Annotated in this window: 14 protein-coding genes; 2 read left to right on the plus strand and 12 right to left on the minus strand. The window is 65.8% G+C overall.

The window, feature by feature from the left end:
• Nucleotides 1–100: 100 nt before the first annotated feature.
• From OJJ21_RS23140 to OJJ21_RS23180, 9 genes are all read right to left on the minus strand, one after another.
• Complete coding sequence (locus OJJ21_RS23140; protein ID WP_297690317.1) at nucleotides 101–811, minus strand: ABC transporter ATP-binding protein; 711 nt, start codon at nucleotides 809–811, stop codon at nucleotides 101–103.
• Nucleotides 808–1,542, minus strand: a complete 735-nt coding sequence (locus tag OJJ21_RS23145) for an ABC transporter ATP-binding protein (RefSeq protein WP_297690318.1) — start codon at nucleotides 1,540–1,542, stop codon at nucleotides 808–810. The genes OJJ21_RS23140 and OJJ21_RS23145 overlap by 4 nt, the downstream gene beginning before the upstream one ends.
• Nucleotides 1,539–2,540, minus strand: a complete 1,002-nt coding sequence (locus tag OJJ21_RS23150; RefSeq protein WP_297690319.1) for a branched-chain amino acid ABC transporter permease — start codon at nucleotides 2,538–2,540, stop codon at nucleotides 1,539–1,541. The genes OJJ21_RS23145 and OJJ21_RS23150 overlap by 4 nt, the downstream gene beginning before the upstream one ends.
• 13 nt (nucleotides 2,541–2,553) lie before the next feature.
• Complete coding sequence (locus tag OJJ21_RS23155) at nucleotides 2,554–3,423, minus strand: branched-chain amino acid ABC transporter permease (protein WP_297690320.1); 870 nt, start codon at nucleotides 3,421–3,423, stop codon at nucleotides 2,554–2,556.
• Nucleotides 3,424–3,461: 38 nt separating this feature from the next.
• The gene (locus OJJ21_RS23160) at nucleotides 3,462–4,694 is read right to left on the minus strand and encodes an ABC transporter substrate-binding protein (RefSeq protein WP_297690321.1); all 1,233 of its coding nucleotides are present in this window, start codon (nucleotides 4,692–4,694) and stop codon (nucleotides 3,462–3,464) included.
• Nucleotides 4,695–4,743: 49 nt separating this feature from the next.
• Nucleotides 4,744–5,337, minus strand: coding sequence for a MarR family winged helix-turn-helix transcriptional regulator (locus OJJ21_RS23165; protein WP_297690322.1), 594 nt, complete (start codon nucleotides 5,335–5,337; stop codon nucleotides 4,744–4,746).
• Between the two features lie 340 nt (nucleotides 5,338–5,677).
• Nucleotides 5,678–6,268, minus strand: a complete 591-nt coding sequence (locus OJJ21_RS23170; RefSeq protein WP_297690323.1) for a response regulator — start codon at nucleotides 6,266–6,268, stop codon at nucleotides 5,678–5,680.
• A gap of 191 nt (nucleotides 6,269–6,459) precedes the next feature.
• A complete protein-coding gene (gene dapD / locus OJJ21_RS23175; RefSeq protein WP_297690324.1) occupies nucleotides 6,460–7,314 on the minus strand; it encodes a 2,3,4,5-tetrahydropyridine-2,6-dicarboxylate N-succinyltransferase in 855 nt (284 codons plus the stop codon).
• 65 nt (nucleotides 7,315–7,379) lie between these two features.
• Complete coding sequence (locus tag OJJ21_RS23180) at nucleotides 7,380–8,117, minus strand: pyrimidine 5'-nucleotidase (protein WP_297690325.1); 738 nt, start codon at nucleotides 8,115–8,117, stop codon at nucleotides 7,380–7,382.
• A gap of 127 nt (nucleotides 8,118–8,244) precedes the next feature.
• Between OJJ21_RS23180 and OJJ21_RS23185 the strand changes: the two genes are divergently transcribed.
• On the plus strand, nucleotides 8,245–9,525 hold the full coding sequence (locus tag OJJ21_RS23185; RefSeq protein WP_297690326.1) for a sensor domain-containing diguanylate cyclase: 1,281 nt from the start codon (nucleotides 8,245–8,247) through the stop codon (nucleotides 9,523–9,525).
• Nucleotides 9,522–10,763 (plus strand): DUF2336 domain-containing protein, encoded by a 1,242-nt coding sequence (locus tag OJJ21_RS23190; protein WP_297690327.1) that lies wholly within the window; start codon nucleotides 9,522–9,524, stop codon nucleotides 10,761–10,763. Before OJJ21_RS23185 ends, OJJ21_RS23190 begins: the two co-directional genes overlap by 4 nt.
• Here OJJ21_RS23190 and xdhC read toward each other — a convergent pair.
• Genes xdhC through xdhA form a run of 3 tightly spaced genes read right to left on the minus strand, consistent with a single transcriptional unit; the run spans nucleotide 10,760 to nucleotide 15,347 of the window.
• Entirely contained in the window at nucleotides 10,760–11,557 is a 798-nt protein-coding gene (xdhC, locus tag OJJ21_RS23195; protein WP_297690328.1) for a xanthine dehydrogenase accessory protein XdhC, read from the minus strand. The two genes, OJJ21_RS23190 and xdhC, sit on opposite strands and share 4 nt — an antisense overlap.
• Entirely contained in the window at nucleotides 11,554–13,893 is a 2,340-nt protein-coding gene (xdhB, locus tag OJJ21_RS23200) for a xanthine dehydrogenase molybdopterin binding subunit (RefSeq protein WP_297690329.1), read from the minus strand. The genes xdhC and xdhB overlap by 4 nt, the downstream gene beginning before the upstream one ends.
• Nucleotides 13,890–15,347, minus strand: coding sequence for a xanthine dehydrogenase small subunit (gene xdhA, locus OJJ21_RS23205; protein WP_297690330.1), 1,458 nt, complete (start codon nucleotides 15,345–15,347; stop codon nucleotides 13,890–13,892). The genes xdhB and xdhA overlap by 4 nt, the downstream gene beginning before the upstream one ends.
• Nucleotides 15,348–15,377 lie beyond the last annotated feature (30 nt).

The following is a 15,377-nucleotide window of genomic DNA, read 5'->3' on the forward strand; positions in this document are numbered from 1 at the left end:
ATCATCGTCGACGACAAGGGCAACGACTTCTTCGCCAATCTGGCGTGAGCAGCAAAAAGGCCACCGCAAGGTGGCCTTTTTTCGGTGTACTCTGCTTTTCCTAAAGCCCCATATAGGCCTGCCGCACGCGGTCGTCGTGTAGCAGAGTTTGCCCGCTGCCCTGCATGGCGATGCGGCCGTTCTCAAGCACATAGGCGTGGTCGGCCAGCTTGAGCGACACGGCGACATTCTGCTCGACCAGGATCACCGTCATGCCGCGCTCGACATGCAGCAGCCGGATGATGCGGAACACCTCCTGCACCACGGCCGGCGCCAGGCCCAATGAGGGTTCGTCGAACATGATCAGGTCGGGCTGGCCCATCAGGCAGCGGCCGATGGCCAGCATCTGCTGCTCGCCGCCCGACATGGTGCCGGCCAGCTGGTCGCGCCGCTCGGCCAGGCGCGGGAAGAGGTGGAACACCTCGTCGAGCGTGGCTTTTTCCTTGCCGCGCGCCCGCGGCAGCAGGGCGCCCATTTCCAGGTTTTCCAGCACGCTGAGCGTGGGGAAAATCTGGCGGCCCTCGGCCACCTGGCCGATGCCGAGATCGCACACCTTGTAACTCGGCAGGCCGCCGATCTCGGTGTCCTTGTAGCGGATATGGCCGCGTCGCGGCGCTTCGATGCCGGCGATGGTGCGGATCAGCGTCGATTTGCCGGCGCCATTGGCGCCGACGATGGCGACGATGCTGCCCTGCGGCACCTCCAGCGAGACGCCGTCCAGCGCCTGGGCGTCGCCGTAGAAGACATCGAGAGCGGATATCTGGAGGCTCATATGTCGGCTTCCTCGCCCAGATAGCATTCCAGCACGGAGGGGTCGCGCACCACCTGCTCCGGCGCGCCATCGGCGATCACCTGGCCATGATGCAGCACCACCACATGCTGCGACAGCGCCATCACGGCGCGCATCACATGCTCGATCAGCAGAATGGTCAGGCCCTGTTTGCGGTTCAGCTCGCGGAATACCGTCACCATCTGGTCGGTTTCGGTCGGGCGCAGGCCGGCCATCACCTCGTCCAGCAGCAGCAGTTTCGGGTCGGTCGCCAGCGCGCGCGCCACTTCCAGCCGCTTGCGCTCGGGCAGGGTGAGCTGGCCGGCCGGCTGGTCGCGCTTGTCCAGCATGCCGAGCTGGTCCAGCACGCCTTCGGCCTTCTTTTTCGCCGCCCGCGTGCTGCGTTCGGTGCGCAGCGCGCCGACGATCACGTTTTCCAGCGCGGTGAGATCCTTGAACGGCTTCACGATCTGGAAGGTGCGGCCGATACCGGCATGGCAGATCTGGTCCGGCCGCAGGCCCCCGATATTTTTGCCGGCGAAGCTGATGCTGCCCTCGTCAGGTCTGAACACGCCGGCGATCATGTTGAAGCAGGTGGTCTTGCCGGCGCCGTTCGGGCCGATCAGGCTGACGATGCCGCCCTGCGGCACGGTCAGGGAAGCCTGGTCGACGGCGCGCAGGCCGCGGAAGCTTTTCGAGATGCCAGCGACGGTGAGGAGAGGAGCGGTGCTCATAGCCGCTCTCCCAGGCCGAGCCATTTGCGCAGGGGCGGCCAGATGCCGTTCGGCAGATACATCACCACCGCCAGCAGGCAGAGGCCGTAGAAGACCAGCTTGATGCCTGGAAGTTCATAGCCCAGCGCCACCATCACGTCATTCAGCACCTCGGCCAGCGCGGTGAGCACGAAGGCGCCGAGGATCGGTCCGAACAGCGAGCCGACACCGCCGATGATCGGGCCGAGAATCAGCTCGATCGAACGGTTCATGCTGAAGATCTGCTCGGGGAACAGGTTGTTGTAATAGAAGGCGAAGAACACGCCGCTCAGCGCCGTCATGCCGGCCGAGATGGCGACGGCGATCATCTTGTAGCGGAACACGTTGATGCCGAGCGTCTGCGCGGCTTCCGGTTCCTCGCGGATCGCCAGCCAGTAATAGCCGATGCGGCCGGTCAGCAGCCAGCGGCAGAACACGAAGGCCAGCGCGGTGATGGCGAGCAGGATGTAATAGAACATCGTGGGCGAGCCGCGCAGGTTGAGCGCATCGTTCACGCTGTACTGCGCCACCGGCAGGAAGAAACCGCCCGAGCCGTTGACCCAGGTGAAATGGTCGAAGCCGACGCGGGTGAATTCGGCGAAGGCGATGGTCAGCAGGGCGAAATACACGCCGCCGATGCCGAAGCGGAAGGCGAGGAAGCCGATCACCAGGCCGGCCGCCATGCTGATCACGATGGCGATCCAGACGCCGAGCCACGGGCCGATGCCGAAATGCACATACAATGCTGCGGCGGTATAGGCGGCGAGGCCGACATAGAGCGAATGGCCCAGGCTGAGCTGGCCGGCAAAGCCCATCATCACATTCCAGGCCTGGCCGGTATAGGCGAAATACAGCACCAGGATCAGCACCGAGAGGCCGTAATCGCCGACCAGCAGCGGTGCCGCCAGCAGCGCGACCAGCAGCAGGCCAAGCAGGATGAGCGCGCGCCGCGGCACGCCTTCGATCAGACGCGCGATCATGCCCAATACTCCATTAAACCCGGCGTCCCAGCAGGCCCTGCGGCCTGAATAAAAGAACCAGAATGAGGATGGCGACGCCGAACATGGTCTTGGCCGAGGGCGCGAAGAACAGGCCGGCCATCGCCTCGGTCAGGCCGATCAGCACGCCGCCCAGCAGCGCGCCCGGCATCGAGCCGAGCCCGCCGATGATCACAATCACGAAAGCCTGCAGGGTGAATGCAGGTCCGACATTGGGTGTGGTGTCGATCAGCAGCGTCATCATCGCGCCGGCGGCGCCGACGCAGGCCGAGCCGATGCCAAACGTCAGCGCATAGAGCCGCTTGACGTTGAGCCCGACCACCAGGGCGCCGAGATGGTTGTCGGCGCAGGCGCGGATCGCCTTGCCGGTGCGGCTGAGCTTGAAGAAGGCGAAGAGCAGGGCGGCGATCACCAGCGCCAGTGCGGCGGTGATCACGCGCACTTTGTCGATCAGCAGGGGGCCGACCTCGATGGAATCGAGCGCGTAATCGACCAGCACGTTGCGCGCGTCGGGGCCGAAGATCATCAGCAGGCCGTTGACCATGATGATGGCCACGGCGGCCAGCAGGATGAATTGGCTGTGTTCCGGCCGGTTGATGAAGGGGTTGATCAGCACCGCCTGCATCGCATAGCCGAGCGCGAACAGCAGCACGGCGATCGGGATCATCGACACCAGCGGATCGATGTTCCAGGCGCCGAAGGCGACGATGGCGGCATAGGACGCGATCGTCATCATTTCGCCATGGGCGAAATTGACCACGCGCACCACGCCGAAGATGACCGAAAGGCCGAGGGCCATGAGGCCGTAAACCAGTCCGGTCAGGATGCCCTGTACGGCAACGGTAAGAATCAAATCTGCGGGCATCGGTCTCTTCGACGTGGTGTTGCGTGGGTAATAGTGGATCAGCTCCGCTTGGTCCAGCTCGGCAGCGGCAGGGTCAGGTTGTCTTCCGCGATATCGAGCGGCAGCACCACCTTCGGACGCTGGTCGAGATTCTGCAGCGTGACCGACTTGATGTTGACGTTCTGGCCCTTTTCATTGAATTGCAGCGGTCCGCCGGCCATCACATGATCGGTGATGTTGGTCTTGCGGATCGCATCGGCGAGCGCCGCGCCGGCCGTGCTCTTGGCGGCATTGTGCGCGTTGACCGCGACCATGACGGCTTCGAAGGAGAAGCCGACATTCAGCTCGAACAGCTCGCCCTTGTAGGTCTTGGTGAACTCGTCGAGCAGCTTCTGGGTCAGGGACGAGCGCGGGTTGTACCACGGCACGTTGGTCAGCAGGTAATTCGAGAACCTGCCCAGCGTCTTGTAGAACTGGCCCTCGTAGAAGCCCGGCGCGCCGGGGCTCATCACGATCTTCGGTTCCCAACGCTGCTTCACCATCTCGCGGATCATCAGGATGGCGTCGTTCAGGCGCGTCACCGGCATCAGCATTTCGGCGCCGGTGGCCTTTGCCTTGGCGATCTCCACCGAAAGATCCTTGGCCTGCGGATCGTAGGCGATGGTCTCGACGATCTGGAACGGCAGGTTGAAGCGCGGCGCCATCGCCTTGATCGCGCCGCCCATGGCCTGGCCGAAGGTGTCGTTCACATGCATGAAGACGGCGGTCTTCGGCGTGATGCCGCTCTTCTCGAACACGCCCTTCATCAGGTTGAGGCCGTCACCGACCAGCATCGGCGCGGTCGGGAAGTTGCGGAACACGAACTTGTAGCCCTGTTCGGTGATCTGCGGCGCGGCGGCCACGTTGATGATGTAGGGCACGCCCTTCTGCTCGGCGACCTGGGCGATGGCGGCCGACTGGCCGCTGTCGAAGGCACCGATCAGCACGTTGGCACCGTCGTTGATCAGCTTCTCGGCGCGGGCGCGGGCCACATCGACGTTGGATTCGGTATCCGCATTCATGATCTCGACATTGGCGTTGATGCCGAGCTGCTTCAGCACGCGCGGCGCCAGGTCGATGCCACGCTGGCAAGCAATGCCGAGCTGGGCCTGGAAGCCCGAGCGCGGATGGATCGAGCCGATCTTCAGCGTGCCGGACTGTGCGCGTCCGATGTTGAACGGTGCCGAACCGGCGGCGAGTGCGGCGCCGGCAGCAGTCGCCGTGAATTGGCGGCGGGTAAGCTTGATGCTCATGTGGTTGTCCTCCCTGGAACGTGTTTTTAGGACGCCCGGCCAGCCTGTTTCAACCAGACTGGGCCGTGCGCTTGGTACGCGATGCTACTGAATCGGTGTCCGGTGCGGAAAGGGCTGCGCCGGATTGCTCCCCGGACTGCTCTCGGGCCCGTTCCTGCGTGATCGGCGCGGGTGCCGCGGTGAATTTCTGCAGCAGCCGCATCAGCGTGCGATGCTCGTCGGGACTCAGCACCTGGTTGATCAGCATGTCATGGTGCTGCACGCGGGCGACATATTCGGCCATGCCGCGCTCGCCATCCCGGGTCAGGAACAGGCCATAGGCGCGGCGGTCATGCGGGTCGGCACGGCGCTCGACCAGGCCGAGCCGCTCCAGCCGGTCCACCATGGTCATGGCGCCGGAGCGCGCGACGCCGAGCGCCTCGCCCAGCCGGCTCTGCTGGATGCCGGGATTGCGTTCGACCAGCATCAGGGCCGAGAACAGCGCCGGGCTTACTCCGGTATCGCCCAGCCGGCCGTAGAAATCCTCCCACACCCGCAGCTGCGCGAGCCGCAGCAGATAGCCGACATGGTTGGGCAGCGTGCCGTAATCCACGGCGCCGCCGCCGGCGCGGCGCTCCGCTCTCGTTGCGGTCTCGGATTTCATCCTGGCGCGGACAGCCCCTGACACTGCGAAGTCCTCCCGGCCGCGGCTCTGGCGGCCGCGCGTTTGTTATGCGCCGGATTGTAGCGAGGAATAACAGTAATGCAAGCGGACTAGTTTTGTCCGTAACGACGGCATGCGTCTGTCCCCAGTACAACAGGCCCGCACCTGTCATGCCAGCGTCATCGCCGCTGCCTAGGCTGCGAATCGCCTCGGCGCAGCGTTATGTGCCAGGAAAACTCATATGGCCGGTCCGGCTCCCCGCCCTGACCGGCCTTCTTTTGTCGGAATCCCGGACAGGGCCGCAATCTGGGCAGGCCGGAATCTGGACAGGATGGCCGGGTCAGCCCTTTTTCATTTTGCGACGCTCGCCGCCGCTGCGGCGGCTCGGCCCTGTGCGCCGTTCCAGTTCGGGCGGCAGCGGCATTTCCGCGCGGCGTTCGGTACGGCGGCGGTCTGTCAGGCGGCGGCGGTCCGGGCCGACATAGGCAATGCTGCGAACGAAACTGCGCGGCACCTGCAGCACATGCATCAGGCGCAGCACCAGGCCTTCCATCGACAGCGGCTTGCGCACGATCTCGTTGACACCGGCATCGCGGGCGGCAGCCACCATGCCGAGGTCGGGCGAAGCGGTCATCAGGATGATGGGCAGCGGGTCGTTGTCGCGCCGCAGCCGGCGCGTCAGCGTCAGGCCGTCGCCGCCGGAGGCACCGGGCAGTTTGTGATCCAGCAGCACCACGCTGGGGCGCTGCTCGATGATCTGGCGCATGGTCTCGGCCGAATTGCCGGCCATGATGATGGACGGGAAACCCATGCCCAGCAGCACGTCGCGCAGGGTGCGGCGCAGGCCGCGGTCGCCCTCGGCCACCAGGATGGTGGCGCGGCGGAAGGCGCTGGGATCGATGCGGCGGGTCTTGGGCGGTTGGAACGTCATGGCAGACTCGGACTCACAGAAGCCTGAAGCCTCGCCGTTCAGCGTTAAGGAAAGGTTGTCGCGCCGGCGGTTCTGCCGCCAACGTCTACCCGGCGGACGGCGCGACACTACCTCTGGGATATCAATCGCGGAGCAGCTCGTTGATGTCGCCTGCGCGATCGGTCGCGCAGGAGTTCGTTGCCACCGCGACGTCAGTCGCGGAGCAGATCATTGATCGATGTCTTGGAGCGGGTCTGGGCATCGACGCGCTTGACGATCACGGCGCAGTAAAGCGACGGGCCCGGCGTGCCGTCGGGCAGCGGCTTGCCCGGGATATTGCCCGAGACCACCACCGAATAGGCCGGTACGCGGCCGACGAAAACCTCGCCGGTGGCGCGGTCGATGATCTTGGTGCCGGCGCCCAGATAGACGCCCATGGACAGCACGGCGCCTTCCTCGACGATCACGCCTTCGACCACTTCCGAACGGGCGCCGATGAAGCAGTTATCCTCGATGATGACCGGATTGCCCTGCAGCGGCTCCAGCACGCCGCCGATGCCGACGCCGCCCGAGAGATGCACGTTCTTGCCGATCTGCGCGCAGGAGCCGACGGTGGCCCAGGTATCCACCATGGTGCCGCTGTCGACATAGGCGCCGAGGTTGACGAAGCTTGGCATCAGGATAACGCCCGGTGCGATATAGGCGGCGCGGCGCGCCACGGCGCCCGGCACAGCGCGAAAGCCGGCGGCGCGGAAGCGCTGCTCGCTCCAGCCGGCGAATTTCGACGGCACCTTGTCGAACCAGCTGGCGCCGCCCGGCGCATCCGAAATCAGCATGTTGTCGGTCAGGCGGAAGCTCAGCAGCACGGCCTTCTTGGCCCACTGGTTCACCATCCACTTGCCGTCGACCTTCTCGGCCACGCGCAGCTTGCCGTCATCCAGCGCATCCAGTGTGGCTTCGACGGCGTCGCGCACTTCACCCTTGGTCTGGAAATTGACCTGGTCGCGCGCCTCCCAGGCGGCATCGATCACGGGCTGGAGCTGCTTGGCGAGCGCGGCGTCGGTCATGGCGGATATCCTTGGAAAATACGGGTCGGCGAGATCGCGAGACAATAGCCGGCAGACGTCTTGAGTCAACCGGCTGACGCGGCCGGAGCGGCATGCAGACCGGCCAGAAAAGCGGTCAGATCCGGCGCTGTATGGTGGATGTGAACATGGCCGTCGGCATCGGGCTGCGACCAGGCTGCGGTCGTCGGCACCCAGATCGTGGTCATGCCCAGTTCCGCCGCCGGTTTCAGATTGCGCGCCATGTCTTCCACCATGACGGCACCCCTGGGATCGACACCATGCTTTTGCAGCATGGTCCGATAGGGCGTCATGTCCGGCTTCGGCACATAGTCCGAGGCCACGATGTCGAACACCGCCTCGAAATGATGATCGACGCCGAGCTTGCGCATGATGCGGTCGGCATGGGCGACCGTGCCGTTGGTGTAGATCAGTTTGCGGCCGGGCAGCCGGTCCAGCGCCTCGGCCAGGGCCGGCAGGGCCGCGACGGCGCTCAGATCGATGTCATGCACGTAATCGAGGAAGTCCGCCGGATCGATGCCGTGCTCGACCATCAGGCCGCGCAAAGTGGTGCCGTGCGTGTGGAAGAAATATTTTCGTTTCTCGGCGGCTGCCGCGGCATCCAGCGCAAAGGTGGTGGCGATGAACTCGCCCATGCGGCGCTGCACCTGTTCGAACAGGTTGCATTCGGCCGGATAGAGCGTGTTGTCGAGGTCGAAAATCCAGGTTTCGGCATCGCGCAGGGCGGGGCCGGCCAGCGGAGCGGCAACAGGAGCGGAAGCGGAGGCGGAAGCGGTGGAGATCACGGTTTCGCAGCTTAGGGGCTTCTGTCTAAAATGGCGAGCATCCGGGCCGCCCCAGGCAGTGACTGGGCCGGCACCGGACAGGGAAGGACAGCGTTTGGGCCAGGGTTTGGGGCAGGGTGGTACAGCAATGGATGCGGGGCGAACGGCGGAGCAGGCTGCGCGTCAGGCAGCCGGCCTCGATCCGGTCTTGCTGGTGCCGCAGTTTCCCGGGCCGGCCGCGTTGCTCGATGCCGGAGGACACGCTGTCCTGGCCAATGAGGCCGCGGCAGCGCTGCTGGCGGCATTGTCGGAAAACAGGCTGCCGGCTCTGGCTGCCGCCATCGCAGCCGCGCTGCAGGATGGCCAGATGCGGCAGGATCGCGCCGATCTCGTCGGGGCACGCGGCGGCACGGCCCTGCAGATCACCCTGATCCCGACCGCCGGCAAACTGCTGCTGCTCGGCCGCGATGGCACCCTGGAGCGCAACCTGATCCAGGCGCTGATGCAGTCGCGCCAGCTGTTCAAGGATCTGGTGTCCTGTTCGACCGATTTCGCCTGGGAGACCAAGGCCGATGGCCGCTTCGGCTTCGTCTCGCCGCGCGGTGCGCTCGGCTATACGGCCCGCGAACTCGAAGGCAGCAGTGCACGCGACATCGTCGCCCCGCACAGCGCCGAGACACCGGTGCCGGCCATCCTGCCTTTCGAGGCCCAGACGCCGCAGGAAGCGACCGAGATTTTCCTGCAGCGCAAGGATGGCACGGTCGGCTGTTTCGAAGTGTCCTGCCTGCCGGTGCGCGACCCGCAGGGCGCCTGGCTCGGCGTGCGCGGCGTGGCGCGCGATGTGACGGAAGCCCGCGAACGTGTCGATGCGTTGCGCCGGGCGCATAAGCAGCTCAACAAGCTGGCCAATACCGATGGTCTGACCGGCCTGCTGAACCGCCGCGCTTTCCTCACCGAGCTGGACAAGCGGCTTGGCCGTCATTTGCGCAACAAGCTGCGCGGCACCCTGATCTATTTCGACCTCGACAATTTCAAGAAGGTCAATGACGTGCGCGGCCACCAGGTCGGCGACGAGGTGCTGAAACATGTCGCCGAAGCGGCGCGGCGCCTGATGCGTGGCGTCGATCTCGCCTCGCGTATCGGCGGCGACGAATTCCTGCTCTGGCTGGAAGAAACCGATCGCAATTCGGCTGAATCGATCAGTCTGCGCCTGCATGAGATCGGCCGCGAGCTCGACCGGCAGTTCGGCGTCGAGGGTTTCCCGCTCGGCCTTTCGGTCGGCGCGGTCTTCTCGCGGCTCGACCAGCTGGAAACCACCGAGTCGCTGATTGCCCGCGCCGATGAGGCAATGTATGCCGCCAAGAAGGGTGGCAAGGGGCGCAGCCATATTGCGCCGCTGCCCGATGCTGAGGACGGAGTCCCGACGTGAGCGGCAAAGGTATCGACTACGACAAGGCGAAAGCGCTGGCCGCCTCGGCCGATGCGGTCGAACGGCTCAAGCTCGCCACCCGCGCTGATACCCAGCCGGAGATTCTGTATTACCTCGCCATCGACCAGGCCGAGGAGGTGCGCCGCGCCATCGCCGATAACGAGGCGACGCCGGCCCAGGCGCATCTGCTGCTGGCCAACGATGAATCGGAAGAGGTGCGCCGGCGCCTGGCTGCCAAGGTCGCCCGGCTGTTGCCGGACATGCCGGACGATGAAGCCAGCAAGGCGCGTGAGCTGGCGATCCAGACGCTGGAACTGCTGGCGCAGGACGAGCTGGCCCGCATCCGCGCCACGCTGTCGGAAGCCCTGAAGGCCTCCGAGAATGTGCCGCATCACCTGATCAAGCAGCTGGCGCTCGATGTCGAGCTGATCGTCTCGGCGCCGGTGCTGCAATTCTCGCCGCTGCTGAGCGATGACGACCTGCGCGAGATCGTCGCCTCCTCGGCGCAGTCGGGCGCGCTGTCGGCGATTGCCCGCCGCGTCGGCCTGTCGGAAGGCGTATCGGGCGTGATTGCCGCCACCCGCGACGTCTCGGCGGTGACGGCCCTGCTGGCCAACGGTTCGGCGCAGATTCGCGAGGAGACGCTGGATCTCATCCTCGATGCCGCGCCGGGCGTCGAGGTCTGGCATGAGCCGCTGGTGCAGCGGCCGAACCTGCCGGGCAAGGCGGCCAAGCGGCTCGCCGGTTTCGTCGCCGGACGCCTGCTCAAGCTTCTGACCAGCCGCCGGGACCTGCCGGCGGATGTGCTGGGTGAAATACGCCAGGTGATGGAGAAGCGGCTCGAGGTCACGCTGGAGGAAGCCGACGAGGAAGACGAGGCGCAGACGCCGATGGCCGAGGCCGAGGCCAGGGTCAAGAAACTGATCAGGGACAAGAAACTCGATAACGACGTGGTGCAGGAAGCCATCGAGAACGGCGACAGGAATCTGGTGCTGCAGGCGCTGATCCAGAATGGCCGCATCCCGTTGTCGGTGATCAAGAAGGCCATCGATGTGCGCAACGGCCGGCTGATCACGGCGCTGGTCTGGCGGGCGAAATTCTCCATGCGCACGGCGGTGATGATCCAGCGCGATCTCGCCCATGTGCCGCCGCGCATGATGCTGAATGCCCGCAACGGTTCGGATTATCCGATGACCGAAGCCGAACTGCAGGACCAGCTGAAGATATTGGGGCTTTAGGCCGCGCTCTCGTCGACCACGCGCAGATCCTGTCGCGCGCCTTCGCGCAGCTGCAGCAGCTGGGCCGCCGTGGCAATCGCGATCTCGCCGGGATGCTTGCCGTTCACGCCGTCGATGCCGATCGGGCAGGTCAGTTTCGCGATCTGCGCCTCATCCAGGCCCAGCTCGCGGAAGCGTTTGACGAAGCGTGCCCGCTTGGTCTCCGAACCGATCAGGCCGATATAGGCGAAGCGGTCTTCCTGCAGGGCTTTGGCGGCGATACCGAGATCGAGCGCATGGCTGTGGCTCATGATCAGCAGCCAGGCGTCGTCGGGCAGCGCGGCAACTTCGCGTTCCGGTGCCGCAGTCACTTCCACGCTCACGCCCGGCGGCACATGGTCGGGGAAGGCGTCGGGGCGCGGATCGAACCAGCGGATTTTGCAGGGCAGGGCGCCGAGCACCTGCACCACCGCCTTGCCGACATGGCCGGCGCCGAACAGCGCCACGGTGAACAGGTCCGGCCGCTGCGGCTCGAACAGCAGCGTCATGGTGCCGCCGCAGCATTGCCCCATCGAGGGGCCGAGCGGGAATTTGCGCAGAGACGGTCCCTGTTTGCCGGTCAGCATCTGGCGCGCGATCTCGATGGCGCGGAATTCCAGCGTGCCGCCGCCGATGGTGCCGACGATGTCGTCCGGCGTCACCACCATCTTGGTGCCGGCCTCGCGCGGCGCCGAACCGTCGGTGGCCGCCACGGTGACCAGTACGGCGGGAATGCCGCGGCCGGACAGATCGCTGAGCGCATTGAGCCAGTTCATTTGGCAGCCGCCATGTCGGTGGAGATCGTGGCCGCCTGCTGTTTCGCCGCCGCAATCGCCAGCAGCACGCGTTCCGGCGTCGCCGGCGCATCGAGCTGCACCCGCTGTGTGCCGGCTGCCGCTGCCACCGCATCCTTCAGCGCCAGCCAGGCCGAGATGCCCAGCATCAGCGGCGGCTCGCCCACGGCCTTGGAGCGGAACACCGTGTTGGCCGGATTGGCGCGGCCGGCGACCAGATGGACGCGGAAATCTTCGGGCAGGTCGCGCGCGGTCGGAATCTTGTAGGTGCTCGGCGCATGGGTGCGCAGGCGCCCCTTGTCGTCCCACCACAGCTCTTCCATGGTGAGCCAGCCCAGCCCCTGCAGATAGCCGCCCTCCACCTGGCCCATGTCGATGGCCGGATTGAGCGAGCTGCCGCAATCGTGCAGCAGGTCGGCGCGGGTGAAACGGTATTCGCCGGTGAAGCTATCGACCAGCACTTCGGTGGCCGCCACGCCATAGGCGAAATAGTAGAACGGCCGGCCGCGCCCGCTGCCGCGGTCGAAGTGGATATCCGGCGTGGCATAGAAGCCCGAGGCCGCCAGTGACACGCGCTCCATCCAGGCCTTGTGCGCCACATCGGCAAACGGCACCGATTTGCCGCCGGCGCGGACGCGGTCATCGGCGAAAACCACTTGGCCTGCGTCTGCATTCAGCATCGCACCGGCCACAACGGCGAGGCGTTCGCGAATCTGCAGCGCGGCAGCCTCGGCGGCCTTGCCGTTCAGGTCGGCGCCGGCAGAAGCTGCCGTGGCCGAGGTGTTCGGCACCTTGTCGGTGCGGGTTGCGGTGATGCGGATATGGTCGAGTGAAATGCCGAAGGTTTCGGCCACCACCTGCGCCACCTTGATATAGACGCCCTGACCCATCTCGGTGCCGCCATGGTTGAGCTGCACCGAACCATCCTCGTAGACCAGCACCAGCGCGCCGGCCTGGTTGAGGAACGTGGTGGTGAACGAGATACCGAATTTCACCGGCGTCAGCGCCAGGCCTTTCTTCAGGTGCGGGCTCTGCGCGTTGAAGCTGTCGATCTCCTGCCGCCGCCGCCTGTAGTCGCTGCTCGCCAGCAGTTCATCGAACAGCGCAGGCAGGATGTTGTCGGTGATGGTCTGGAAATACGGCGTAACGTTGTTGCTGTCCCTGCCATAGAGATTGGCCAGCCGGATTTCCAGCGGGTCGCAGCTTAAATACCGCGCGATCTCGTCGATCACATATTCTGTGGTCGCCATCCCCTGCGGCCCGCCGAAACCGCGAAACGCGGTGTTCGACACGGTATTGGTCTTGCAGCACAGGCCTGTGATGGTGACATCGGGCAGCCAGTAGCTGGAATCGGCATGGAATACCGCGCGGTCGACCACGGCGCCGGTCAGATCCGCCGCCCAGCCGCCGCGCCCTGCCAGCGTCAGCTCGTAGCCCAGGATGCGACCCTGATCGTCGAATCCCACGTCGTAACGCGACAGGAAATCATGCCGCTTGCCGGTGGCGATCATATCCTCGTCGCGGTCGAGCCGCAGCTTGGCCGGCCGGCCGGTCCTGGCCGCGATCACGGCGGCGATGCAGGCGAACTGCGCCGCCTGGGTTTCCTTGCCGCCGAAGCCGCCGCCCATACGGCGGCATTCCACGGTCACGCTGTTCAGAGACGTGCCGAGGACTCGCGCAACGAGCTTCTGCACTTCGGAGGGATGCTGCGTCGAGCAGCGCAGGATCACGTCGCCATCCTCGCGCGGCTCGGCCAGGCTGGCCTGGCCTTCGAGATAGAAATGGTCCTGGCCGCCGATATTCAGTTCGCCCTGCAGGCGATGCGGCGCGCGGGCAATGGCATTGGCCGCATCGCCGCGTTTCAGGCCGAGCGGCGGCAGCAGGAAGCTCTGCTTTTCGATGGCATCTGCGATGCTCAGGATCGCCGGCAGGTCTTCGTAAGTCACCTGCACCAGCCGGGCGGCGCGGCGCGCGGTCGGCAGATCGACGGCGGCAATCGCCGCCACCGGCTGACCGTGGAACTCCACCACGCCATCGGCCAGCATCGGCTCGCCGCGCACCACCGGTGCGATATCGGCATCGCCGGGCACGTCGTCCACCGTGATCGCCGCCACCACGCCGGGAACCGCCAGCGCGGCGCTCAGGTCGATCTTGCGGATTTTCGCATGCGCGCGGTCGCTCAGGTATAGCGCCACATGCAGCAGGCCTTCCGGCTCCGGCAGGTCGTCGATATAGCGTGCCGTGCCGGCAACATGCTTGGCGGCACTGTCATGCTTGACCGGTTTATGGACAACATTTGTCTTATGGGGGCTCGTCATTCGGCGGCCTCCACCGAAATCTTCTCGCCCGTGCTCACCTCAAGGCAGAATTTGCGCAGCAGGTTCTGCGCCGCCAGCAGGCGATAGGCGGCCGAGGCGCGCATGTCGCTCATCGGTGTGAAATCCGCGGCCAGCGCCGCCGCCGCCGGCTCGATCTCGGCCGGTACGAAGCGCTTGCCGGTCAGCGCCGCCTCGGTTTTCGCCGCGCGTGCCGGCGTGCCGGCCATGCCGCCGAAGGCCAGCCGCGCGCTTTGCACGGTGTCGCCCTCCAGCACCACATGAAACGCCGCCAGCACGGCGGAAATGTCCTGATCGAAACGCTTCGACAGCTTGTAGACGGCGAAGCGGCTGTCCGGGCCGGGTTTGCGCACCGTCACGCTGCGCACGAACTCGCCCGGCTGCAACGCCGTCCTGCGATAGGCGAGGAAGAACGCCTCCAGCGGCATGTCGCGCGTACCGGCTTTGCTCTGCAGTTTCAGCGTGGCGCCCAGCGCGATCAGCGCCGGCATGCTGTCGCCGATCGGGCTGCCATTGGCGATATTGCCGCCGATGGTGCCGGAATTGCGGATCTGCACTGATCCCAGCCGTCGCAGCATGCGGGCGAAATCAGGATGCAGACTTTCGATGACGGCGAAGGCATCGGTATAGGTGACACCGGCACCGATCTCGATGGACTCGCCATGGTCGGCGATGCGCTGCAGCTCCGCCACGCGGCCGAGAGAGACGATGCTGCGCGGCATGCGATGCTGCTTGGTCACCCACAGGCCCACATCGGTGCCGCCGGCCAGAATCCAGCTTTCGCCATCGGGCAGGCTGGCCAGCGTATCGGCCAGTTCGTCGGCCGTGCGCGGGCTGAGGAAATCGCCGTCGGGCGTCGAGTGGCGCAGCATGCGGCCGCGTGTCAGGCCGGCGAGCTGCGCCAGCAAAGCGGCTTCCTGCGGCGCGAACCGGTCATTGCGCCCGCCATCGAACATCTTCTGTCCGGCCTCGAGGATCGGACGGTAGCCGGTGCAGCGGCACAGGTTGCCGGCCAGCGCATCCTTCAGGCTGCTGTCCTCGGCCCTGTCGTGGCTTTTATAATAGGCGAACAGCGACATGACGAAGCCCGGCGTGCAGAAGCCGCATTGCGAACCGTGGGCCTCGACCATGGCCTGCTGCACAGCGTGCAGTTTATCGCCCTCTGCAAGATCAGCCACCGTGAACAGCGCCTTGCCGTCCAGCTGGTGCACGAACAGGATGCAGGCATTCACCGCGCGATGCTGAAGCCTGCCGTCTGCTCCGGCCTCGGCGATCACCACGGTGCAGGCACCGCAGTCGCCCTCGGCGCAGCCTTCCTTGGAACCGGTGCGGCGCAGGCGCGTGCGCAGATACTCCAGGACCGTCATGGTGTGGGGCACATCCGGTGCCACCGTCACCACCTGGCCGCGCGATACGAACCTCACGGGCTCGGACATGCTGCCTCCGGTACTGTCTCCCTCGCGGAT

This window comes from Ferrovibrio sp. (assembly GCF_025869515.1).
Classification (GTDB): domain Bacteria; phylum Pseudomonadota; class Alphaproteobacteria; order Ferrovibrionales; family Ferrovibrionaceae; genus Ferrovibrio.

Excerpts from the sequence above, each read along its gene's own strand:
- OJJ21_RS23150 (WP_297690319.1), bottom strand. The coding sequence starts at position 2,540 with ATGATCGCGCGTCTGATCGAAGGCGTGCCGCGGCGCGCGCTCATCCTG.
- OJJ21_RS23145 (WP_297690318.1), bottom strand. The coding sequence starts at position 1,542 with ATGAGCACCGCTCCTCTCCTCACCGTCGCTGGCATCTCGAAAAGCTTC.
- OJJ21_RS23165 (WP_297690322.1), bottom strand. The coding sequence starts at position 5,337 with ATGAAATCCGAGACCGCAACGAGAGCGGAGCGCCGCGCCGGCGGCGGC.
- OJJ21_RS23160 (WP_297690321.1), bottom strand. The coding sequence starts at position 4,694 with ATGAGCATCAAGCTTACCCGCCGCCAATTCACGGCGACTGCTGCCGGC.
- xdhB (WP_297690329.1), bottom strand. The coding sequence starts at position 13,893 with ATGACGAGCCCCCATAAGACAAATGTTGTCCATAAACCGGTCAAGCAT.
- xdhA (WP_297690330.1), bottom strand. The coding sequence starts at position 15,347 with ATGTCCGAGCCCGTGAGGTTCGTATCGCGCGGCCAGGTGGTGACGGTG.
- OJJ21_RS23140 (WP_297690317.1), bottom strand. The coding sequence starts at position 811 with ATGAGCCTCCAGATATCCGCTCTCGATGTCTTCTACGGCGACGCCCAG.
- OJJ21_RS23155 (WP_297690320.1), bottom strand. The coding sequence starts at position 3,423 with ATGCCCGCAGATTTGATTCTTACCGTTGCCGTACAGGGCATCCTGACC.
- xdhC (WP_297690328.1), bottom strand. The coding sequence starts at position 11,557 with ATGAACTGGCTCAATGCGCTCAGCGATCTGTCCGGCCGCGGCATTCCC.
- OJJ21_RS23185 (WP_297690326.1), top strand. The coding sequence starts at position 8,245 with ATGGATGCGGGGCGAACGGCGGAGCAGGCTGCGCGTCAGGCAGCCGGC.
- OJJ21_RS23170 (WP_297690323.1), bottom strand. The coding sequence starts at position 6,268 with ATGACGTTCCAACCGCCCAAGACCCGCCGCATCGATCCCAGCGCCTTC.
- dapD (WP_297690324.1), bottom strand. The coding sequence starts at position 7,314 with ATGACCGACGCCGCGCTCGCCAAGCAGCTCCAGCCCGTGATCGATGCC.